Here is a 21,642-nt window from a genome sequence, read left to right on the forward strand (position 1 = left end):
ACCCGCTCACTGACCATCCGCGAGGACCTGACGCGCCGCGAACCCGACAGGTCTGATCGGGCGGAGGATCTGGCACTCTCCCACTATTTTCTGTGCAAGGTGGACCAGCCGAATGCGAACCTGCATCGGCAGGCCGTGCAGCAGGTACTCGACCCCTTCGAGAAAGCCGGAGCGCTCTCCAGGCAGGGCGAGAGATTGATGGCATGGGCGCGCAACGACTCCCCGCCGTAAGCCAAAGTCTCCCCTGGCACTTGTTCGGCGTCGAAGTGGACCCCGCAGCGAGGTCGGTCCGCATGCGAGGGAAGGGCAATGACGCCGGGACCGGCTCACCCGCAGCCGCCATCGCGGCCCAGAAGCCCGACGCCGCGTCGGCCAGCAGGGCGTCGTTGACCGTTGCCCCATCCGGCGCGCGGCCCTCGGCCGTTCGAGGTCGGTCGTCAGGAAGGCGACACCGCGATGCCGGCCGCGTTCTCCGAGCGGCATCGTGGGCTCTGCTCGTCTTGGTGCGCTGGTGGGTGCGGCTTACCGCGGAGGGGAGTTTGCGTTGTGGGCACTCGTCGAAGAGCAGCGCCGTCGCCGGGGACGCGCTCAGCCGAGATCAGTTCAGGGCCAATGCCACTGCGTCGTCGAGGTTCGAGCGTCGCTGTAGCCAGGTCTCCGCGGTGACCCAGCCCGTCGCGTAGTCGAGTTCGCCGTCCGGATCGATGATCGCCAACACGGCGTCGCGGCCGAGGACCCGCTCGGCCTGTTGCGCTGCCGCCAGGTCTGCCATGGCGTAGGCGATCAGCCGGTGGCGCTGCGATTCGAGGGGTTGCAGGTCGGGCCCCGGGTAGACGATGAAAGCGTCGCCGCTGAGGAAGCCGCCGCCCGCGCTGGTGTCGCGGAACGGGTCGATGGCCGAGCGCGACAGCACCGCGTTGTAGAAGTTGAAGCCCCAGTGCAGGAAGCCGACGGCGCGCGCCTTGTACAGCTGCCAGCCGAGCGCGCGGGTGCGCACGCCTTCCTGTGCGATGAACCGGTTGGATACCTCCCAGCTCTGCACGATGCAGTAGTAGACCCAGTCGGGCTCGATGCCCGCCGCGCGGAACGTGGGCACCGCGTCGGTGGCGACGATCGGGGTCGGCACGTGCTCGGCGAAGGCGGGCTCCGACAGCGCGTCGATCATCCGACAGCCGTCGATAAGGTCGCTGACTAGGGCTTTACCCGCCAGCCAGCTGGGTAGCTGGGATTCGCTCGGTTCATCGGAGATGTGGAAGAACGTGTTGGCCAGCCCGACGCGGGCCCCGAAGTAGTCCTTCAGGAAGGGCAGCACCTGCCCGAGGAAGTCGGCGTAGGCGGGGTCGTCGGCCTGGGTGTGCCAGCCGAACAGCTTGACCGGCTCACCGTCGACGTCGACCCACACCTGCGGCGCGTTGCCCGCGCCCCACTGGGTGAACAGGTGCGGCACCTCGACCTGCGAGAAGCCGGCCTCGGCGAGTAGCCCCATCCAGCGGTCGAGCCGTGCGTGGCCGAACTGGTACACGCCGTCGACCAGCGCGATGTCGAGCAGTTGGGTGGTGCGGCGGTCGATGCCGGCGTCGGTGTCCAGCGGGGGTGTCCAGACGGGGGTGAGCACCATCGTCGCGCCGAGTCGCCTGAGCGAGCCGAGTTGGTTGGCGATCGCCGTCCAGTGGTCCTCGCTCCACGTCTCGACTCCGGAGTAGGTGGCCAGGCAGTCGGCGTGGAACCATTGCGCCACGCTCAGCTCGGGATCGACGGCGGGCCGGTCGACCGTGCGCACCTCGACGGTGTGGTCAAGGGCGACCTGTTCGCCGTCATACACGCGGATCCGCAGGTCGTCGCTCGGCAGCACCACGTCGACCCAGACGCTGTGCCACCCGACGTGCCGGGCCATGGTGTGGGCGCCGTCCGGGCGTGGGCGGAGCAGGTCGGGCAGCAGGCCGGGGGTCTCCGTGACGAAGCCGGTCGAGTGTTCGGGCCAGCACGGGGTCTGGGTGGGGACCAGCTCAACGTCGAAGAGGCTCAGGCGCTCCGCTCCCTCGACCTCCACGCGAACCTGGTTCTCCGGGCCGCTGCGGTTGGTCGACGGCGGCAGCCAGGCGACCTGGAGAGAGACCCGCTCGCCGGACCAACCAGTGAGAGAGGTCAAGGGCGTCGTTGGCGTCCAGTCCGCGGTGACCTTGGCCATCGAGTGCGTGACGACGGCGGTGACGGTGTTGCTCATGGCCACCATCATTGCCTGCACCGGCCCGCCGTGGCATGTCGCGCTCAAGGCGGGCGCGAAGGCGAGCGGCTATCCTCGTCGGGTGATCATCGCGGCGGCCGACGGCTCCTCCCTCTCCAACCCGGGGCCAGCCGGGTGGGCCTGGTACATCTCCGACGACGCCTGGGCGGCTGGCGGCTGGGAACACGGCACCAACAACATGGGCGAGCTGATGGCCGTCCTCGATCTGCTGCGCTCCACCTCGCACGTCGACGAGCCGCTGAAGATCCTGTGCGACTCGCAGTACGTGATCAACTCGCTGACCAAGTGGCTGCCGGGTTGGAAGCGGAAGGGCTGGCGCAAGGGCGACGGGAAGCCGGTGCTCAACGTCGAACTCATGAAGGATCTCGACGCCGAACTGGGAGGCCGCGACGTCACCTTCGAGTGGGTGAAGGGGCACGCCGGGCACGCCATGAACGAGGCCGCCGACGTGCGGGCCCGGGCCGCGGCCACCGCCTACCAGGCCGGTCGACAGCCGGATACGGGGCCGGGTTTCCCCGAGGTCGCGCGGCCGACGGCGCGCACCGACTTCGCCGTCGGTCAGGTCGACGAGCAGCCCGACCTCTTCTCCGAGGCGCCCTCCGCCGAACCGGCGCCGCGCGCCCTCCCCGGCAGTGCCGCACCCCGAGCCAAGGCGGCCGTGGTCAGGGCGGTGAAGGCGCTGACGGCCGACCGTGCCTCTGTACGGCTGCATCCCGACCTGCTCGTGGTAAGCGGGGGAGTCGAGTCGGGGCGGCTCGGCTGGGACGACGGCGTCGAGATCGGGTTGCTCGCCGTCGACGCGGTGGGAGAGGAGGCCTGCCTGGCTCGCGCGACCGTGGACGGCAGAGCTGCGGTGCTCCTCTGGCAGCAGGTCCCGGGCGCCTGGGCGCTGCGTCTCGTGGCAGACTGACCAGCGTCGCAAGAGAAGTGGAGAGCCACGCATGATCGAGATCCTGAACGCAGCCCAACTGGAGAAGGCCCGCGTCACGGGCGCCTTGGTCGCCGACATCCTGCAGGCTTGCCGGGCTGCCGCGGCACCGGGGGTGAACCTTCTCGACATCGACCGGCTGACGAAGGAGATGATCCTCAGCGCCGGGGCCGAGTCCTGCTACGTGGACTATGCGCCGTCGTTCGGTAACGGCCCGTTCGGGCACTACATCTGCACCGGGGTCAATGACGCCGTCCTGCACGGGCTGCCGCGCGACTATGAGTTGGTCGACGGTGACCTCCTGTCGCTGGACCTCGCGGTGCTGAAAGACGGCATCGCAGCCGACTCGGCCATCAGCTTCATCGTGGGGGAGTCGCGCCCGGCGGAAAGCGTCGCGCTGATCGAGGCCACCGAAGAGGCCTTGGCCGCGGGCATCGCGGCGGCACGGCCCGCGGGCAGGCTGGGCGACATCTCACACGCGATCGGCGAGGTGCTCACGTCACGCGGGTACGGCGTCAACACCGACTTCGGCGGCCACGGCATCGGGTCGACCATGCACCAGGACCCGCACATCCCGAACCAGGGAAGGAGCGGCCGGGGCTTCCGGCTGAGGCGCGGGCTGATGATCGCGATCGAGCCGTGGGTGATGTCGGACACCGACGAGCTGGTCACCGACCCGGACGGCTGGACGCTGCGCAGCGCCACCGGCTGCCGGACCTCCCACAGCGAGCACACCGTCGCGGTAACGGATGCCGGGATCGAGATCATCACACTCCCAAGCCACTTGTGAGCCGTCATTTGGGCAGCACGTAGGCTGAGTTTCTCTTAAAGTGGGTCCATGGATTGGCTCGTGCTACTCATAGCCGCGGCCACTCTGGCGTGGACGGTTCTCGCCTTCTTCCTCAACCTGGGATACCTGAAGAAGGCGCTGGCGGAGCAGCTGAACCAGACCGCTTCAATCACGTCGAGGGAGCAGTTCACGACCAAGCTGCAGCATGCGATCGGTCTGTGCCTCGCCGGTTCAAATGAAGCGAAGCGGATGGGACTCATCCTTCTGTATGACCTGATGATTGACTCAGCGGCGCGGGCCTCGGATCGGGAACTGGCGCGTAAACTGGTGAACGACGTGAACCGACAGTTCGACGAAGGAGGGGAACGTGTTTGAGGTTACTGACCGCGACGTGCAGGAGGCAGCGGAGGCGCTCCGGCATCGACTTGACCTCCTCAATCAGCTTGACCAGGCTCTGCCCGAGGCGGAGTCCGGTGATCCTGAGGCGATGCTGAGGGTCGCTGACCTTTACGTCGAGACGGCCCGCCCGCAGATGGCGGACGAGTGGCGCCAGCGTGCCCGCGTGAAGCAGCCGGGCAAGGTCCGGCGCGGCGGACGCGCGACATCCACCTCCTGAAGTCCTGCGGCGTCAGCTCGACTGGTTCCAGTGGATGGTGCTACGACAACATCGGGCGTTGGTAGGCCCTCGCGGTCGTATCAGATATCCCGGGCAGTGGGCGATACTCGACCCAGGACGGGTCAGAATCGGCCACTGGTCGATTTTCGACAGCCGACCCTCGACTCACATCGAATCAATAGGTGCCGTCGAGGTAGTACCAACGTCCGTCGTCGAAGAAAAACCGGCTGACCTCTCGCAATTCGCCCTTTCCATCGGGTGAGGTGAACGAAGCGGTGAAGCCCACCGTCCCCTCCTGGTCCCAGGCCTTCCCGTCGGTCCTCGCATCGATCCTCAGCCCCGTCCAGACCGTGTCCGGGTCGAGGTCGACGGTGGCCGGCCTGGTGGTGGGGTGCCAGGTGTCGAGGAGGTAGTCCTCGAGGCCGAGCGCGAAGGCGCTGTAGCGTGAGCGCATCAGCGCGACCGCGGTTGGGGCCGGTCGTCCCCAATGCCAGCGGCCACAGCACCCGTCGTAGGCCTTGCCCGTGTCGCAGGGGCAGATCGTAGTCTCGTTCATCTGGCTCATCAACCAACCTTCCAGGGGGAGCCGAAGCAGACGAATGCGCCGGCGCTCGGATCGCCCGCGGCCGCGTCCCGTAGCGCGACGCTCGCCTCTCCGCCAGCAGCGAGGCCACGATGGTAGCGGTGCATCACTCTCGCCGCCAACTGGTCGTTGACGGGGGCGACCGGGGCGACGACGCAGGCCACCCCGGCCGACAGCAGCGTGGATGTGAGGCCGAGGGGCTGGTCGCCTGGCCTGGCAGCCGAGCGACCCACCTCGCAGGCGGAGAGCACCACGTGGCTGGCGCGGAGGGGGAGGCCTTCGAGCTCGTGCGCCACGACGTCGCCCTCGGCGAGATGCAGGCTCGAGAACAGGGGGTTGTCGCTGCGGTGGGTCCCGTGCGCTGCGACGTGTACCACGTCGAACCCGGACAGGGCGTCAGCCAGCGTCGGCACCGGGCCCTCCGATGACCAGCAGCGCCGGACGTTTTCGGCCTCCAGATCGGCCGACGCGAGGCCCGGCCCGCTCAGTGCGGCGACCCTGGGCTCGGCCACGAGCCGCCGACCGAGGAACCAGCTTGACGCCGTCGGCGAGACGGCCACGGGCCCTGGGGCAAGGGCCGTCCAGGGAACCCCTGTGAGCGCCAGGGTCGGCACCACCAACAGTTGCCCGATCCCCTGCCCGAGAGGGGAGATCAGCGCCGTTCGGAGGGTCGCGAGCCGTGCGCCGAGGGAAGCCTCGACGGTGGCGAGCATCGGATGGCCCGGGGGTAGGACCGCGCGTGCGGTGAGGTCGGCGTGCGTGGCGGTCACCAAGGCGGTGAGCGTCTCCGTCCGGCCGAGTCGAACGAGTTTCGTCTGCCTGCCCCCGAGCACGACGGCCCACGTCTCCGTGCCTCGCGGCAGGCAAACCGCCATCGTGACGCCCTCGCTCCGGGCGACCTGACGCAGGGTTGTGGGAGCCAACGGCATCCCTTGCGCAGGCACGTCGTAGCGGCTGGTCCAGCTGAGTTGCTGCAGCTCCCTCTCTGCCTCGTTGACCGCGGTCGCCAACCCGAGGTTGCCACCGTCCGCGGCGAACTCTGTGCGCAGGCGTCGGAGCCGGGTTGCGGCCTCTGCCAGGGCGGGATCGGGCACCGGGGTCACCCGCGGGCTGGGCCGGGTGACGGCTCGCCAGCGCTCCGAGGCATCGATCAGCGCATCGGCGCGACCCTTCCGCAACCGCTCGGCGAGGCTCAGCTCGAGGAAGGCCATCTCGTAACCGTGGATGGCCAGGGCAGCGCGGAGATCGAGGCTGGCGAACCGCAGCTGCTCTTCGAGCAACCGTCGGCTGGTCGCCTTCAGGCGGCGCCGTGCCTCGGTGAGTCGGCCCTGATGGACGGCGAATCGGGCCAGCGACAGCTGACCGGTCATCATGCGGGACAGCACCGGCGAGCGGGACAGGCTCTCCGCGTCCCGCAGTAGCCGGGCAGGGGGGCTGCCCGGGTGGTCATTCCAAGATCCGACGGCGACGGCGGCGCACTGCTGCGCCACCCACCAGTCGCCGGCCGCGCTGGACTCCCTCCACAGACTTAGGGCCGGTGCAGGGTCGGGTTGGGCGAGCAGCGCGACCGTCTCGGAGCGACGCTGCCCGACCGGTTCGCCCCTCGCCATGAAGCGCTCGGCCGACGCCAAGGCCAGTCGCGCGGCAGTCGCCCTGTCCCCGAGCAGGACCTGGGCCCGGGCGCGCTCGAGGTCGACCTCGGCCTGGTTGAGGGCGGTGGACCGGGAAACTGTCTGCAGGAGGTCGAGGGCCTCGCCCGCCAGGCCCGCCTCCAACAGGACCCGCGCACGATCGAGCCGTGCGATGTCGTGGTCCACGTCGGCGCCGGGCGGATCGGCCTCGCCCATGGCCCGCAGCGCCGCGGGCAGGTCGCCACGGAGGAACTGGACCCAGCCGAGATTGTGCCGGGACATGTCGGCGATCGGGGTGCCCTTGTCTCCCAGAGCGGCTTCCGAAAGGTCGGCGACGGCCTCATCGAGCCGGCCGAGTTCGGAGGCAAGGGTGCCCCGGTTGAGCAGGAACCGGGGACGGTCCGAGCCGGGGAGCAACTCGGGGTCGACCCGACTCAACTCCCGCCAGGCGGCCGTCAGATCGCCGGCCCGGGCCAGCAGGGTGCCGAGCTGGACGTCGGCGGTCGCGACCATCGCGGCGAGGCCCGCCGCGTCGGCCTCCGCCCGGATCTCCCGGATGACGCGGCCCGCCGAATCCAGACCCGAGCGCTCGAAGACGATCCAGGTGCGGGAGATCCGCACGCGGAAGGCCAGTTCGACATCGTCCGGCCCGCACGCCGCAAGAGCACGGGTGAGGGCGTCGTCGGCCTCTTCGATCCGGTGCTCGACGAGTGCGACCCGGGCGTGGTCGTAGTAGGAGGTGGCGGAGGTCGGCACCTACAGCTCGATCGTCGGGGTGATCACAGGTGAGGCCCCTGCGAGAAGGGGGCGGATCAGGAACCGCACCGGGCCGCGGGGAACGGCTTGCCAGACGAGCCGACCCGTCTCGTCGGCGGTCTGGGGCAGCACCTCGCGGCCGGTGTGAAGTTCGACCTGGGTGCCGCCGGTCACCCAACCATCGACCCGAACGTCGCCGTTGTCGCCGTCCAACGCGATCATCAGGCTCGCGGCTGAGGAGGTGAAAGTGATCGTCTCGGGGGCGAGGGGGTGCTCGGTGCGGGCCATCGCCATGGGAGCCGCGACCAGGGTGGCCAACTCGGCCTCCATCAGGTCGAGTGAGACTGCCAGCATTATGCGGGTGACGAGGTCATTTGGTGGAGGGTCGAATGAGGTGGCAGCCGATGCAACCGCGGACAGCAACCGGAAGTCGTCCCGGTCGAGCGGCAGTTCGGTGAAGTCCGTCATGAGTCGCTCCAGCCAGGGTCGTTGTCGAGCGCGGCCCTCAGCGTGGCCAGGCACCTTCCCCTCGTCGGACCGATCGATCCGACCGGCATCCCCAACGCCATGGAGATCATCGCGTAGTCCGGGGAGGTGGCGTAGGCGACGACCCGCAGCAGTGCCTGGCACCGGGGGCTGAGCGCGGAGACGTGGTGCCAGAGCCGCTCCGCCCGGTCGCGGGTCTCCACTTCGGCGTCAGGCGCAGGCTTGGAAGAGACCGGCTCTTCGTCGAAGGGGTCGGGGATCTCCCTCGCTGCGACTTTCCAGGCATCGCGCCGGACGGTGGTCAGGAGCCAGCCGAACACAGCCTGTTCATCCCGGATGGCGTCGGCATGTTGGACCAGCTTCACCCAGGCCGCCTGGACGATGTCCTCCGAGGTGCCGATGCTGAGCCCACAGGATCGGGCGATCGCCCAGAGGGGTGGGGTGAGCAGATCGACGAGGTCGGCGATGCGGCCGGGCTCACCCTCCCGGTAGTCGCGGAACGCGACAGCGGCCTCCTCGCTGAGGGATCGGGTGGTTGCGGGGGTAGTCATGGTCGCCACCCCAATTCGGCGGTGACCGCCGCCCAGGCACGGTGCAGGGCCGCGTCCGAGGAGGCCTTGGGAAGAGAGGAGTCGCGGCAGAGGTGGTTGGCGAGTTCTGCCGCCAGCACCGGGCCGGCGAATGAGGTGCCGGACCAGGTGCCGAAGCCGCCCGAGAAGTCGTCAGGGTCGATGGTTTCACGATGCAATCCGTCGACATCCAGGGTGGCGCAGGGCTGGAGTTCGCCGTCGAGGTCGGTCGGGAAGGTGCTGACCAGCGCGGCACCCGGCCGGTGGCAGGACACCCAGGAGCCTGCGTTCGAGAAGTAGGCGACGCTGTTGCCGTCGGGGTTGAGGGCGCCGACGCTGATCAGGGGGATCCGGCCCGCTTCGTAGGCGGGCTCGGTCTGCCCTGCGAATGCCGCAGGATAGACCGGGTCGGTGGTCGCCTGATTGCCGGCCGAGGCCACGACGCTTACCCCGAGCCGTCCGAACTCCTGCAGCACCAGCCGCAGCGGAGCGTCCTCCAACACGTCGTCCGGATCCTCGTGGTAGTACCCGAGTGACAGCGAGATGACGTCGATGAGTTCGTCAGGCCCGACATTGCCGTTGAGGACCTCGTGCTGCCTGGCAAGCAGCAACCCCAGTATCTGCAGCAACACACCCTCGGGCATCACACCGGCCCCGTCGAGGACGGGAACCACCTGGATGCGCGCCTCCGGGCACACCTGCCGAATCAGCCCGGCGATGAACGTGGCGTGGCCGGCGACGTGTGGGAGCCCGCCGTCGAGTGGGTTTCCCGGCTCGGGCGGGTCGACGACCGGAAAGTCTCCTCCGAGCCCGAGGCGCAGCCCGAACGCCTCCACCACATCAGTGATTTGTGACGCGTCGCGGAACCACGGATGTGGGCCGAGCGCGGTGTCGATCACCATAACCAGGGGTTGTCTCTCAAGCCGACGGCGACGCCCGGCCGGGTCCGGAAGCACCACGGACACCGGTGCGCGGCCACCGCTGCCGGGGCGCAGGTACTCTGCCGCGGCAGGCATTGACACGTAGTAGGGCATTGAGACGTAGTACGGCATCGACACGTAGTACGGCATCGAGACGTAGTAAGGGCTCGCCTCGTACCTGGGCCCGGCGATCGTGACGAGGTGGTCCAGTTGCAACCCTTGGGCGACCGGTGCATCCTCCCGTCTGGCCTGCTGCAGCACCGGCCACGCGTCGACCGGGGTGCCCGCTTCAGGGTCTTCGAGGATGGCCGCCGTGACCCAGCACCGGTCGAGGACCTCCACCAGGGAGTCCACTGCCAGCACCTTTTCGGCCGGGCTTTCCTCAAGGCGGACACGAAGGCCGCGTGACTCCGCGACCTTGCGGAGCAGTTCCAGGGGGGCGTCCTGCGAGTTGCCTGGAAGCCCCCGAACTAGGATCCGGTTACCCAGATACGTGGCAGGCTTCGGCTGTTTGCCCGAAGCGAGAGGCACTGCGGTCGCCGGGTCGAGTACACGGAGCGTGGTGGGGGACACGGTTCCTCCGATCAGATACTGAGCGGGCGGCTGACCGACCATGCCACGGGTTCGTCCAAAGACATCGCGGATCGATCAGCGCCCCTCTTGGAGAATCCAATCTTTACACTTCCGCACCGCCCTGGGAAGGGCCAAAGCAGGTGATCGGTAGTTCCCGCACGTTTCGTCCCGGAAACGGTGCGGGCGGCGGGCCTCAGCAGTTGCCGAGGCCCGCCGCCCGCGGGGTTAAGCGATTCAGACGGTACGCAGCAGCGGATCGTTCGCCTTGACCTCGGCGTCGACCTTCGCGAGAACCTCGACGGCGTCGGCCTTCGTCTCCATCATGATCACCGGGATGATCGGGTTGCGGCCCAGAGCCTCGACGGCCGGGACGTCATAGGTGATGACCTTCTGGCCCTGCACCACCTGATCGCCCTTGGCGACGTGCATCGTGAAGCCCTCGCCCTTGAGCTGGACGGTATCGATGCCGAGGTGTACCAGCACACCGGTCTTCTCCGGGGTCATGATCGCGTAGGCGTGTGGCCACAGCTGCAGGATCTTGCCGCTGATGGGTGCCACGGCCTCGACGACCTCCCGCGGCGGGTCGATCGCGACGCCGCCGCCCATGATGCCCTGCGCGAAGGTCGGGTCAGGTACCTCGGAAAGTGCCACCACGCGGCCCTTGACCGGCGACAGGACGGTGGCGGCTGCGGGCTTGGGGGCGACCACTGGTGCGACGGCTTCCACCGGCCCTTCGTTGACGAGCGTGACCGGTGCGGGGTGCGCCATGGCGTCGAGGATGTCGTGCTTTAGCGCCTCGGCCTGCGTGCCGAAGATCGCCTGGATGTTGTTGCCCACCTCGACAACGCCGGCCGCACCGAGCGACTTCAGTTGCGCCTGGTTGACGGCGTTCTTGTCTGCGACCTCCATGCGGAGGCGGGTGATGCAGGCGTCGACGTTGACCAGGTTCTCCCGGCCTCCGAAGGCGGCGATCAGCCGTTCAGCCTTCAGCGCGGCGGGGGTGCTGGCGGTCGCAGAGGCGCCCGCGCCGTCGTCGGTCTGGTTGGCTGCCTGCTCGGCCGCGAAATCCTCGTCGCTCAGGCGACCGGGGGTCCTCATGTTCCACTTGACGATCACGAACCGGAAGAGGAAGTAGTAGAGGACCGCGAATCCGAGCCCCTGCGCCACCAGGAGTGGGATGTTCTGCGCCGCCGGGGCGGTGCCGTAGAGCAGGAGGTCGACGAGTCCCGCGGAGAACGAGAACCCGAGGTGGATGTTGAGCAGGTATGAAACCGCCATCGAGAGGCCGGTGAGGAGGGCGTGCACGATGTAGAGCGGCAGCGCGACGAACATGAAGGCGTACTCGAGCGGCTCGGTGATGCCTGTGAGGAACGCCGTCAGGCCGGCCGCCGACAGGATGCCGATCGCGGCCTTCTTCTGGGCCGGCTTGGCGACGTGAATCATGGCCAGGGCGGCTGCGGGGAGACCGAACATCAGGACCGGGTAGAAGCCGGCCGTCAGGGCTCCGGCGGTGGGGTCGCCCGCGGCGAAGCGGGTCAGCTCACCGGTCAGCACGCCGTTGTCGGTGGGGAACTCGCCGTAGATGAACCAGATGAAGGTGTTGAGGATGTGGTGCAGGCCGAGCGGGATCAGGAGGCGGTTGGCGAACCCGTAGACGAATGCGCCGATCGCGCCGGACCCGCCGATGAGGGCGCCGACACCGGTCAGGCCGGTGTTGAAGATCGGGTAGAAGTAGGACAGCCCGAAGCCGATGATCAGGCAGGACAGCGACACCACGATGGGCACGAAGCGCCTGCCGCCGAAGAAGCCCAGATAGGTGGGCAACTGGATGTTGTGGTACTTGTCGAACAGCCAGGCCGTGACCAGGCCCACGATGATGCCTGCGAACACCGAGTAGTTGATCATCACCTGATCACCGGCGGCGTTCGTGACGCCCTCCATCACCACGGGAGACATGTTCGTGAACACCGCAGACATCACCAGGTAGCCGGCCACCGCGGAGAGGGCGGTGGAGCCGTCGGCCTTCTTGGCGAAGCCGATGGCGACACCCACCGCGAACAGCAGCGGCAGGTTGCCGAAGATCGCATCACCGGCCGCGCTCATGGCGTCGAAGAAGGGGCCGAGGATGGGCCATTCGATCTGCCCGAGCAGGTCCTGCTGGCCGAGGCGCAGCAGGATGCCGGCTGCGGGGAGGAGCGCGATGGGGAGCATGAGGCTCTTGCCCAGGCGCTGGAGTTGGCCGAAGCCGGGGATCGGCTTCTTCTCCTTCTTGGTCTTCTCTGTCGACATCGCTGTCATGTGTCGCATCTCCTGTTGTTCGGGGTCGGACGCGGACCGGGAGTCGGGCTCGGGGTCGCGCGGATCCGATGTTTCTGGCGTCAGTGTGATTCTTGTTTTGTTGGGGGTTACGTCGGCTATTCCGCGCAGAATCGATGAGCAGATCGCGCGTAAAGTGCTCATTCGCTCATTTCGACATGTCCGAGACCGCTCGTGTCGGAGGCCCAGGCGGTGTGACGGGGTCAGGTCTGGCGTTGAGCACTATTCCGGGTTCGTTTGCAATTTGAACGATAAACAAGCCTCGAGAGGGCATCGAACCCCGGATAGTGCTCAAAGTTCAGGCGACCACGGGCCCGGGGCGGGCATCGTCGTGACGACGATAGGATGCACCTCATGAGTCGCATTCTTGCCGCGGTCGCCTGGCCGTACGCCAACGGTCCCCGTCACATCGGCCACGTGTCCGGTTTCGGGGTTCCCTCTGACGTGTTCGCCCGCTACATGCGAATGGCAGGCCACGACGTGTTGATGGTCTCCGGCTCGGACGAGCACGGCACCGCGATCCAGGTGAAGGCCGATTCCGAGGGGCTGACCCCACGCGAGACCGCCGACAAGTACCACGCGCAGATCGTCTCCGACCTGCAGGGCCTCGGCCTCAGCTACGACCTCTACACCCGCACGACCACCCCGAACCACTACCGGGTCGTGCAGGAGATGTTCACCGCCCTCTACGAGAACGGCTACGTGTTCGCCAAGACGCAGATGGGTGCCATCTCGCCGTCCACCGGCCGCACGCTGCCCGACCGGTTCATCGAAGGCACCTGCCCCATCTGCGGCTACGACAACGCCCGCGGAGACCAGTGCGACAACTGCGGCAACCAGCTCGACCCTGCCGACCTGATCGACCCGGTCTCCAAGATCAACGGCGAGACCCCGGAGTTCGTCGAGACCGAGCACTTCTTCCTCGACCTGCCGAAGGTCGCCCCGCAGCTCTCCGCCTGGCTCGACAGCCGCGAAGAATGGCGTCCCAACGTGCTCAAGTTCTCCCACAACCTGTTGAAGGAGATCCGCGAGCGCGCCATCACCCGCGACCTCGACTGGGGCGTCCCGATCCCGCTCGACGGCTGGCGCGACGCCCCCATGAAGCGCATCTACGTCTGGTTCGACGCCGTCATCGGATACCTGTCGGCGGCCGTCGAATGGGCAAGGCGGTCCGGGGACCCGGAGGCGTGGCGCGCGTTCTGGAATGATCAGGAGGCGCAGTCCTACTACTTCATGGGCAAGGACAACATCGTCTTCCACTCGGTCATCTGGCCCGGCATCCTGCTGGGCGCCAACGGCCAGGGCGAGGTCGGCGGCACCGTCCGGCCTGCACTCGGTGAGCTTCAACTGCCCACCGAGGTGGTCAGTTCCGAGTTCATGACGATGAAGGGCTCGAAGGTCTCCTCCTCGCGTGGGGCCTCGATCTTCGTCGGCCAGTTCCTCGACGAGTTCGGCCCCGACGCGCTGCGCTACTACATCTCGGTCGCCGGGCCCGAGAACCAGGACACCGACTTCACCTGGGACGAGTTCGTCCGCCGCACCAACTTCGAGTTGGCCAACGAGTGGGGCAACCTCGTCAACCGGTCCATCTCGATGGCGCACAAGAACAACGGCGCCATCCCTGCCGCTGGCAACCTCACCGATGCAGACGAGACGCTGCTCGCCGAGTCCGCAAGAGCGTTCGACGTCGTCGGTGAGCACATCGCCGCCCGCCGGTTCAAGGCAGGCATCACCGAGGCGATGCGCATCGTCGGGCTGGCCAACAAGTACCTCTCCGACATGGAGCCCTGGAAACTCAAGGACGACCCGGCCCGCCGCGACACCGTGCTGCACGTGGCGCTGCAGGTGGTCTCCGACGCCAACACCCTGCTGACCCCATACCTGCCCCACTCGGCGCAGAAGATCTTCGAGGCACTCGGAGGCGACGGGGTCTGGGCCGCGCAGCCGCAGATCGTCGAGGTTGCCGACGAGGACCTCACCTACCCGACGCTGCAGGGCGACTACGCGTCGCAGCAGGCGAGGTGGGGGTCGCGGCCGATCGTGGCGGGGACCCCACTGGCGAAGCCGACCCCGCTGTTTGCCAAGCTGGACGAGAAGCTGGGGGAGAGCGGCCCTGAGTGGGCACCCATCGGCTGACGATCTGCTACTGGGTACGCGTCGGCCACAGGGCCTCGGCCGCCTTCTTCGGCCCCGTGAGCCGCACATCGGCCGCGTGCGGTCCGCGGTAGCAGAGCATCAGCAACTCGAGCGCTGTCCCGGTGGCGACGACGCACACCTCACCCGGCAGCACCTGGGTAGATTCGGGACCGTCGGCGCGTCGAAGTCTCAGCCCGAACCCCCGCCGCGCCAGCAGCGTCGCTGCGGCAGGTAGGAGCCGTCGCCAGAGGGCGTCGTCGGTTGCCGGATCGAGTTCGGTGGGCGGCAACCCGTTTGCCCTGACGATGTCCTCGGTGTGGACCGCATACTCACCGAGGTGATGCCCATAACCTCGCCAGGGGTCCTCCAGGAAGATGGGGATGCCCGGCGGTCGATGCGCGAGCCGACCAAGGGCGGCTGAATACCCGTTTCGCAGCGCCGCGTCCATCCTCCTTTCGGTGAGTGAGGATAGGAATCCGAGGCCCATGCCGGGCCAACTGAGCGGATCGCGTTGGAGGGTGAGCAGGTGGGCAACCAGATCATGCACCTGCCAGCCTTCGCACAGCGTGTCCGCTTCCGGGCCGGTCTGCCGAGCCGCGGCGACCAGACGGTCACGCGCGGCCAGGACTCGACCCCAGTCTGGGTTCATCGTGGTGCGGTGCTCAGTCGATATGCCGCCCTACGCATCGATACGGGCCTGAATCCCGCGGCCATCGCGGCGCCCCGCAACGCGGGTTCTCCCCGGTAGAGGGCGGCACCACGGCGCAGCAGCACCTTTGGCGACTTGCGTTTCTCCTGCAGGTCCCGGGCGAGACGCCGGGAGAAGTTCGCGGCGCGGCGACGGTCGAGCCACCAGCCCTCCGCCGCGATGCCAGCGGCCGACGCAGGGGCGAGCATGTCGATCGCGAAGATTCCCTCGGCGACGATCAGATCGGCGTCGCCCAGTTCGACCAGCCTGCTCCCGACCCGCTTCGACACGGAGATGTCGTAGCACGGCACCTCGCAGGCGCCATCGGCGAGCAAGGTGGAGATGGTTTGCAGCGCCAGCGGCAGATCCCAGGTCGCCACCTGGTCCCAGTCAGGGATCCCCATCGGGGTCATCGGCAGGCCGGGATGGTCGACGTCGTGGTAGAAGTCGTCGAGGCTGATGGCCAGCGCCGAGCGGGCCTCGGTTGCCAGCCTGGTCAGCCTAGATTTGCCGCTGCCGGAGGGGCCGGCAATCAGCAGGAGGCTCCCGTTCATGCCCGCAGTTTAGCCATCCCTCACCAGGAGCCGCCGCCACCTCCACCGAAGCCCCCACCACCGCTGAAGCCGGACATACCCGAGGAACCTCCGGTCGACGAGGACATGCCTGCGGCTCTGGCTGCCTGGAAAGTGCTCGACATCTGCGATGTCAGGTTGCCCATGGCGCTCGCGAACGCATAGCCATGCATCAGGTCCGCCCCGATGTACCAGGAGGTGTCGGCCCGGTAGATACCCTCGGCGCCGAGCTGTGCGAACAGCTTGGACCAGCGGTCGGCCACCCCGAACACGATCGCGTAGGGAAGGTACTTGGAGAAGATGTCTTCGCCCTCCTCAAACTTGAGGGTGTCCTTCTCCGCGGTGCTCAGGTACAGCTCAAAGCCCTTGGCCTGCGCCAGGTAGGCGGAGCCACGGGCCGTGCGGGTGCGGAACTTGCCGGACAGCGCGATCAGCCCGATGCCGAAGATGGCAAAGGGCACCGCGACCAGGCTCCAGCCCAGCCCCGACAGCAGGAAAGCCATGCCCGCTGCCGCCAGCAGGGCGACCACACCCAACACGATCGGTGCCGCCTGCGCGGTGTTGGGGTTTGACTTGAACCAGCCGAGCTTGACGACCGCGTCGTAGAGACCGGCGCGCGCCGTTGACAGGTCGTTCTGATGGCTTGCCTTGCGGAGGTCGTCGGACGTCGTCACCGTCTTGCCCTTGAACAGGTCGCCGAGCAGCGTCGATTCGTATGGCGCCAGCCGGTCACCGCTCGGCGGATTGGTCGCGCGGAGAGTGAACGACTTCTTGCCTGTCGACTCGATCTTCAGGTAGCCCCTCACCGCCAGGTCGACGATGGTTGCGCTGACGTCCACATCATCGGCGGTGGTGTCCATCAACGTCCCGATCTCGCCGGGAGTCGCGCCTTTCGGGGGATGGAACTGGACGGTGACAGGCGTCTTTCCCGAAGTCTGGCCGACCTTGCCCTCCTCGTTCGCGGCGGGCGTCAGGCCAGGGGTGAGGCCCAGGTACACGTCGTCGCGGGCGTGCCTGCGCCGGATCGCAAACAGGGCGGCGAGCGCCGCGATCAGGCCGCCGCCTGCAACCGCCCCGGTCCCGGGGGTGAGGCTGAACGCGTTTGACAGGGAAGGCTTGAGAGCCTTCTGCTGCTCCACGCCGCCGAAGGTGCCTGCCGGGAACCCCGCGACCACCTGCATCGGCTCGAACGGGGCGAGGGCCGCCACCGAGAAGCTGGCGCTCTGCCCGGTTTGGGTGGCGGAGCACTCCTGCGAGTAGCCCGAACCGTAGAAGCAGGCGACCCTGCCGACGGCCGCCGGGCCGGTGACCTCGACCGTCACGTTGGAGATTGATGACTGCCAGGCTGGACCGATGGCGTTCCAGTTGAACTCGTCCAACCCGCTCTCGGGATGGTCGGAGACGATGAACCCGGTCACTTCGTAGCTGATCGTGTAGTCTTCGGGGCCGTCATTCCAGATGCTCTCATTGCCGATACGAAGCGCGATCCCATCGGATTCGGTGCTCCGATCGACCTGTGTGTTGGCGCCCGACGACGAACCCACCTGGAAGTTCGAGTAGTCGAAGACATACTGCTCCTTCGGGTTGGCGCCGTCGTCCTGCCGGGTCGGGAAGACCACTTTCGGCCCCCGCCCCCGGACGACGCTGAAGTCCATCGTGAAATCGACGGTCACCTCGGCGACGCCTTCGGCAGTGAGGTTCACCTTGGCGTCGTATCTTGTGATCGGTGCGTTGTCGTCGGCTCTGGCAGGCGCGGCGAAGAACCACACCGAGAGCAGGGCGATCAGCAGGGCGGACAGTCCAGCGCGCAGCTTCGTCATGCCTTCCAGGGTATCGCCGCTACAAGTCAACCGGGACGGGCCACGTCGCACGACCTCGGAATCAGGCGTCGACCCCCAACGCCGCAGCCATCTCCGCGCGCAGAGCGGCCAGCCTGCGCGCGTTCAACTCGCGGGCTGCCCCGACGTCCTGTGAACCGTCGGAGGACAGCCGGACCTCCAGGTAGCACTTCAGCTTCGGCTCCGTGCCTGACGGGCGTGCCACGACGTGCAGGCTCGCGCCTGCCAGCTCGACGCCGTCAGTCGGAGGCAGGCCATGGGCGCCCGCCGCGAGGTCTACCACCGTGACCGGTTCACCCAGCAGTTCGGTGGGTGGGTTGGCACGCAATCTGGTCATCGCCTCGGCGATCAGCGACAGGTCGGCGACCCGGACCGACAGTTGGGAGGTGGAGGTCAGCCCATGGGTCCTGGTGATCTCATTGAGCCGATCGGAGAGCGTTAGCCCCTTCGCCTTGAGTTCCGCGACGATCCGCAACACATTGACCGCGGCCGTGATGCCATCCTTGTCAGGTACCGCCTGCGAATCGCAGCAGTAGCCGATGGCCTCTTCGTAGCCGAACGCCAGGTCAGGCACGCGACCAATCCACTTGAATCCGGTCAACGTCGTCACATGCGGGCTGCCCGCGGCTCGCGCCATCCGGCCCAGCAGCGTCGACGAAACAATGGAGTTTGCGTAGGTCCCTCGGACCTTGCGTCGGAGCGCGTCGTCGCCGAGCAGCGAGCCGAGTTCGTCGCCGGTCAGCATCCGCCATTCGCCGTCGACCACCGCCGCCACCGCGCAACGGTCGGCGTCGGGATCGTTGGCGATCACCACGTCGGCCTGCTCCTTTCGGGCGGCAGCCAGGGCGAGGTCGATCGCTCCTGCTTCCTCGGGGTTCGGGAACGCCACCGTCGGGAAGTCTGCGTTCGGTTCGGCCTGCTCGGCGACCTCTCTGGCGGGAGGCAGCCCGATGGTGTTTGCGACGCTGCGGACGGTGAGGGCCCCGACACCGTGCATCGCCGTGTGTACCCAGGTGAGTTCCCTCGGGGCCTTGGCCGGGTACAGCGAGGCGGCCCGGGCGATGTAGGCGGCAAGCAGGTCCTCGGTGACGTCGCTGCGGGAGGTGCCGCGGGGCAGCGCCTCCCAGTCACCGACCGCGACCGTGGCGATTCTGTGGGCGATCTCGTTGTCCGTCGGGGGCACGATCTGCGAACCGTCGCCCAGGTACACCTTGTATCCGTTGTCCCTTGCCGGGTTGTGGGACGCGGTCACGACGACTCCCGCGACGCAGCCGAAGTGCTGGATGCCGAACGCCACGACGGGGGTCGGGATCGGCTGGTTGGTCCACAGGACCTCGAAACCGGCGCCGGCCATGATCTGCGCGGTGTCCTCGGCGAAGGCCGTCGAGTTGTGGCGCGCATCGTGTCCGATGATCACCTTGCCCCCGGCGTGGCCTTCGGCTTTCAGCCAGGCTGCGAATCCGGCCGCGGCCTGGGTGACGACGACGCGGTTCATGCGGGCGGGGCCGGGCCCCAGCTGGCCGCGCAGCCCTGCTGTGCCGAACTGGAGAGGACCGGCGAAGGCAGCGGCCAATTCGGCCTGTGCGGCGTCGCGAAGGAGTTCGTCGTTGGCCTGGGCCTGGACGATCAGGTGGTCGAGTTGTTCCCGGGTTTCGGGGTCCATGTCCTTGTCACGCCAGGCGGCTGCCTGCTCGAGCAGTTCATCCATCACAGGGCTCCTACGATCGAAGCGAGTAGTTCAGCGAGCCTTGGCCCGGCGTCGCGCCCGGCCTGCAGCACCTCCGCATGGCTGAGGTTGCCTGCGCTCAGCCCTGCCGCGGCGTTGGTGACCAGGGACAGGCCGAGTACCTCAAGCCCGGCCTCGCGGGCGGCGATGGTTTCCAGTGCCGTGGACATCCCGACGAGGTCTCCACCGAGGATACCCGCCATTCGGACCTCGGCCGGTGTCTCATACTGCGGCCCGCGGAACTGCACGTACACGCCCTCGGGGAGAGACGGGTCGACCTGCGATGCGACCGTCCGCAGGCGGGGGGAGTATGCCTCGGAGAGATCCACAAATGTCGGACCGGTGATGGGCGTGTCGCCGGTGAGGTTGATGTGGTCCCTCAGGAGGACCACCGTCCCCGGCGGCCACTCGGGGTTGAGCCCGCCGCAGCCGTTGGTCAACACCAGCGTGTGGGCGCCCCAGGAGGCGGCGGTGCGTACGCCATGTACGACAGGGGCGGTGCCGTGCCCCTCGTAATAATGGGTGCGGCCCGTAAAGATCGCGGCCACCCGGCCACCACTGGTGCGCACCAGGAGCAGCCGACCGCCATGGCCGCTGACGACTGGTTTGCTGAATCCCGGTACCTTCTCCAGGTCGATCTCTCCTAGCGGCTCGCCCAGATGGTCCGCGCCCGACGCCCAGCCGGACCCGAGCACCAGGGCCAGATCGATGCTGTCCTGCCTGAAGTGGTCGCGGAGGAAGGCCGCGGCCTCCGCCGCAAGCGTCGCTGCGTCGTCTTTCACCCGATTCAGCATAGTGGGCGCCCACCTGGCAAGGGGCGATGTGGAAGGATGGACCCGTGACCAAAGTTGTGATCATCGGTGGTGGACCCGGCGGCTATGAGGCGGCCCTGGTTGCGAGCCAGTTGGGCGGTGAGGTCACCTTGATAGAACGCGACGGGTTGGGTGGGGCGGCCGTCCTCAGCGACTGCGTACCGTCCAAGACGCTCATCGCGACCGCGGAGGTGATGGTCCGCATCGAGAGCGCCCGGCAGCTCGGCCTCCACATCGCCGCTGCCGACGTCGCCGATGTCGTCCGGGTCGACCTGGAGGAAGTGAACCGGCGCGTCCTCGAACTGGCTCGCGCCCAGTCCCACGACATCAAACAGCGGCTGATTCAGGAGGAGGTGCGGATCGTCAGCGGTACCGCCCGGCTGGACGGGGGCTCCCGTGTGGTGGTCGGGACGGGAGAAGGCGAGGAGAGCTACGACGCCGACATCATCTTGGTCGCAACCGGTACCACGCCGCGCGAGTTGCCCGCTGCGCCGTGCGACGGGGAACGGATCCTCAACTGGAAGCAGGTATACAACCTGACCGAGGTGCCCGAGCGGCTGATCGTGGTCGGATCGGGCGTCACCGGCGCCGAGTTTGCCTCCGCCTATGACGGCCTCGGGTGCGACGTGGTGCTGGTCAGTTCCCGCACACAGGTGCTACCCGGCGAGGACCAGGACGCGGCAGCCGTGCTGCAGAAGGCGTTCGAGGGGCGCGGCATGACCATCATGAGTCAGTGCCGGGCAGTCGCCGCCAGGCGTGAGGGTGCGGGCGTTGTCGTCACCTTGGCCGACGGCAGGGAGGTCCACGGGTCCCACGTCCTGATGGCGGTCGGTTCGATCCCGAACACCTCGGGCATCGGCCTTGAGGAGGCGGGGGTCGAGTTGTCGCCCAGCGGTCACATCGTCGTGGACAGGGTCTCGCGCACCAGCAACCGCAACATCTATGCGGCAGGCGACGTGACGGGCGTGTTCGCGTTGGCCTCGGTCGCCGCGATGCAGGGTCGGGTCGCCATGTGGCACAGCTTGGGCGATGCCGTGACGCCGCTCGATCTGCGGCTGGTCTCCTCGAATGTGTTCACCACCCCTGAGGTGGCCACCGTCGGGGTTTCGCAGAAGGAGGTCGACGCGGGGGAGATCCGTGTCGCCTCGATGCTGCTTCCCTTGGGATCGAACGCCCGTTCCAAGATGCAGGGCTTCACGGACGGGTTCGTCAAACTCTTCTGCCTGCCGACGACAGGCATCATCGTCGGTGGCGTGGTCGTCGCGCCCCGTGCGTCCGAGCTGATCCACGCCGTCTCCCTGGCGGTCGCCCAGCGGGTCAACGTCGACGACTTCAGCCATGCGTTCACCGTCTACCCGTCGATGTCGGGTTCGCTGGCGGAGGCGGCCCGCCGCCTCCACCACCGTGAAGGGGCGATCCTCACGAACTGAGGGTTCTGAACGCACCTGATCGCGGCA

The 21,642-nt window shown here is 67.9% G+C and carries 19 protein-coding genes; 7 read left to right on the forward strand and 12 right to left on the reverse strand.

Annotated elements, in window-relative coordinates; translation table 11 throughout:
• Window positions 1–231, forward strand: a 231-nt coding sequence (locus BUC15_RS20000) for a hypothetical protein (protein WP_175558338.1), incomplete at its 5' end; no start/stop codon positions are given.
• 367 nt (window positions 232–598) lie between these two features.
• Here the strand turns inward: BUC15_RS20000 and BUC15_RS13550 are convergent.
• Window positions 599–2,224, reverse strand: coding sequence for a DUF4091 domain-containing protein (locus BUC15_RS13550; protein WP_073189192.1), 1,626 nt, complete (start codon window positions 2,222–2,224; stop codon window positions 599–601).
• 82 nt (window positions 2,225–2,306) lie between these two features.
• Between BUC15_RS13550 and BUC15_RS21105 the strand changes: the two genes are divergently transcribed.
• The 4 genes from BUC15_RS21105 to BUC15_RS13570 are packed head-to-tail and all read left to right on the forward strand — an operon-like array spanning window position 2,307 to window position 4,579.
• Entirely contained in the window at window positions 2,307–3,155 is an 849-nt protein-coding gene (locus BUC15_RS21105; protein WP_073189231.1) for an RNase H family protein, read from the forward strand.
• 31 nt (window positions 3,156–3,186) lie between these two features.
• Complete coding sequence (map, locus tag BUC15_RS13560; protein WP_073189195.1) at window positions 3,187–3,963, forward strand: type I methionyl aminopeptidase; 777 nt, start codon at window positions 3,187–3,189, stop codon at window positions 3,961–3,963.
• A gap of 48 nt (window positions 3,964–4,011) precedes the next feature.
• Window positions 4,012–4,338: a hypothetical protein gene (locus BUC15_RS13565; RefSeq protein WP_073189197.1), complete on the forward strand. Its 327-nt coding sequence runs from the start codon at window positions 4,012–4,014 to the stop codon at window positions 4,336–4,338.
• On the forward strand, window positions 4,331–4,579 hold the full coding sequence (locus BUC15_RS13570; RefSeq protein WP_073189199.1) for a hypothetical protein: 249 nt from the start codon (window positions 4,331–4,333) through the stop codon (window positions 4,577–4,579). The genes BUC15_RS13565 and BUC15_RS13570 overlap by 8 nt, the downstream gene beginning before the upstream one ends.
• A gap of 175 nt (window positions 4,580–4,754) precedes the next feature.
• Here the strand turns inward: BUC15_RS13570 and BUC15_RS13575 are convergent, their stop codons facing one another.
• The 6 genes from BUC15_RS13575 to BUC15_RS13600 form a co-directional block, all read right to left on the reverse strand.
• A complete protein-coding gene (locus BUC15_RS13575; RefSeq protein ID WP_245787986.1) occupies window positions 4,755–5,144 on the reverse strand; it encodes a YchJ family protein in 390 nt (129 codons plus the stop codon).
• Window positions 5,144–7,549 (reverse strand): CHAT domain-containing protein, encoded by a 2,406-nt coding sequence (locus tag BUC15_RS13580; RefSeq protein WP_073189201.1) that lies wholly within the window; start codon window positions 7,547–7,549, stop codon window positions 5,144–5,146. Before BUC15_RS13580 ends, BUC15_RS13575 begins: the two co-directional genes overlap by 1 nt.
• On the reverse strand, window positions 7,550–8,017 hold the full coding sequence (locus BUC15_RS13585; protein ID WP_073189203.1) for a hypothetical protein: 468 nt from the start codon (window positions 8,015–8,017) through the stop codon (window positions 7,550–7,552).
• On the reverse strand, window positions 8,014–8,586 hold the full coding sequence (locus tag BUC15_RS13590; protein WP_073189236.1) for an RNA polymerase sigma factor: 573 nt from the start codon (window positions 8,584–8,586) through the stop codon (window positions 8,014–8,016). Before BUC15_RS13590 ends, BUC15_RS13585 begins: the two co-directional genes overlap by 4 nt.
• A complete protein-coding gene (locus BUC15_RS13595; RefSeq protein WP_175558340.1) occupies window positions 8,583–10,097 on the reverse strand; it encodes a S8 family peptidase in 1,515 nt (504 codons plus the stop codon). Before BUC15_RS13595 ends, BUC15_RS13590 begins: the two co-directional genes overlap by 4 nt.
• Before the next feature lie 234 nt (window positions 10,098–10,331).
• On the reverse strand, window positions 10,332–12,395 hold the full coding sequence (locus BUC15_RS13600) for a PTS sugar transporter subunit IIABC (RefSeq protein WP_073189207.1): 2,064 nt from the start codon (window positions 12,393–12,395) through the stop codon (window positions 10,332–10,334).
• 363 nt (window positions 12,396–12,758) lie between these two features.
• Between BUC15_RS13600 and metG the strand changes: the two genes are divergently transcribed.
• Window positions 12,759–14,549: a methionine--tRNA ligase gene (gene metG / locus BUC15_RS13605; protein ID WP_073189209.1), complete on the forward strand. Its 1,791-nt coding sequence runs from the start codon at window positions 12,759–12,761 to the stop codon at window positions 14,547–14,549.
• Between the two features lie 7 nt (window positions 14,550–14,556).
• Here the strand turns inward: metG and BUC15_RS13610 are convergent, their stop codons facing one another.
• From BUC15_RS13610 to BUC15_RS13630, 5 genes are all read right to left on the reverse strand, one after another.
• Window positions 14,557–15,198, reverse strand: coding sequence for a maleylpyruvate isomerase family mycothiol-dependent enzyme (locus BUC15_RS13610; RefSeq protein ID WP_073189211.1), 642 nt, complete (start codon window positions 15,196–15,198; stop codon window positions 14,557–14,559).
• Window positions 15,195–15,791, reverse strand: coding sequence for a uridine kinase family protein (locus BUC15_RS13615; RefSeq protein ID WP_084189599.1), 597 nt, complete (start codon window positions 15,789–15,791; stop codon window positions 15,195–15,197). Before BUC15_RS13615 ends, BUC15_RS13610 begins: the two co-directional genes overlap by 4 nt.
• Window positions 15,792–15,811: 20 nt before the next feature.
• Window positions 15,812–17,629 (reverse strand): DUF2207 domain-containing protein, encoded by a 1,818-nt coding sequence (locus BUC15_RS13620; protein WP_073189213.1) that lies wholly within the window; start codon window positions 17,627–17,629, stop codon window positions 15,812–15,814.
• A gap of 61 nt (window positions 17,630–17,690) precedes the next feature.
• Window positions 17,691–19,355: a phospho-sugar mutase gene (locus BUC15_RS13625; protein ID WP_084189600.1), complete on the reverse strand. Its 1,665-nt coding sequence runs from the start codon at window positions 19,353–19,355 to the stop codon at window positions 17,691–17,693.
• Window positions 19,355–20,167: a purine-nucleoside phosphorylase gene (locus tag BUC15_RS13630; protein WP_073189217.1), complete on the reverse strand. Its 813-nt coding sequence runs from the start codon at window positions 20,165–20,167 to the stop codon at window positions 19,355–19,357. The genes BUC15_RS13625 and BUC15_RS13630 overlap by 1 nt, the downstream gene beginning before the upstream one ends.
• A 44-nt stretch (window positions 20,168–20,211) precedes the next feature.
• Here BUC15_RS13630 and BUC15_RS13635 point away from each other — a divergent pair, with 44 nt between their 5' ends.
• Window positions 20,212–21,615, forward strand: coding sequence for an NAD(P)H-quinone dehydrogenase (locus BUC15_RS13635; RefSeq protein WP_073189219.1), 1,404 nt, complete (start codon window positions 20,212–20,214; stop codon window positions 21,613–21,615).
• Window positions 21,616–21,642: the final 27 nt, after the last annotated feature.

The sequence above is a fragment of the Tessaracoccus bendigoensis DSM 12906 genome (assembly GCF_900141915.1).
Classification (GTDB): Bacteria; Actinomycetota; Actinomycetes; order Propionibacteriales; family Propionibacteriaceae; genus Arachnia; species Arachnia bendigoensis.

Bases quoted from the DNA above. Each gene is read 5' to 3' on its own strand.
- BUC15_RS13550 (WP_073189192.1), bottom strand. From the start codon at position 2,224: ATGAGCAACACCGTCACCGCCGTCGTCACGCACTCGATGGCCAAGGTC.
- map (WP_073189195.1), top strand. From the start codon at position 3,187: ATGATCGAGATCCTGAACGCAGCCCAACTGGAGAAGGCCCGCGTCACG.
- BUC15_RS13565 (WP_073189197.1), top strand. From the start codon at position 4,012: ATGGATTGGCTCGTGCTACTCATAGCCGCGGCCACTCTGGCGTGGACG.
- BUC15_RS13575 (WP_245787986.1), bottom strand. From the start codon at position 5,144: ATGAGCCAGATGAACGAGACTACGATCTGCCCCTGCGACACGGGCAAG.
- BUC15_RS13585 (WP_073189203.1), bottom strand. From the start codon at position 8,017: ATGACGGACTTCACCGAACTGCCGCTCGACCGGGACGACTTCCGGTTG.
- BUC15_RS13590 (WP_073189236.1), bottom strand. From the start codon at position 8,586: ATGACTACCCCCGCAACCACCCGATCCCTCAGCGAGGAGGCCGCTGTC.
- BUC15_RS13600 (WP_073189207.1), bottom strand. From the start codon at position 12,395: ATGACAGCGATGTCGACAGAGAAGACCAAGAAGGAGAAGAAGCCGATC.
- metG (WP_073189209.1), top strand. From the start codon at position 12,759: ATGCACCTCATGAGTCGCATTCTTGCCGCGGTCGCCTGGCCGTACGCC.
- BUC15_RS13610 (WP_073189211.1), bottom strand. From the start codon at position 15,198: ATGAACCCAGACTGGGGTCGAGTCCTGGCCGCGCGTGACCGTCTGGTC.
- BUC15_RS13615 (WP_084189599.1), bottom strand. From the start codon at position 15,791: ATGAACGGGAGCCTCCTGCTGATTGCCGGCCCCTCCGGCAGCGGCAAA.
- BUC15_RS13620 (WP_073189213.1), bottom strand. From the start codon at position 17,629: ATGACGAAGCTGCGCGCTGGACTGTCCGCCCTGCTGATCGCCCTGCTC.
- BUC15_RS13625 (WP_084189600.1), bottom strand. From the start codon at position 19,355: ATGGATGAACTGCTCGAGCAGGCAGCCGCCTGGCGTGACAAGGACATG.
- BUC15_RS13630 (WP_073189217.1), bottom strand. From the start codon at position 20,167: ATGCTGAATCGGGTGAAAGACGACGCAGCGACGCTTGCGGCGGAGGCC.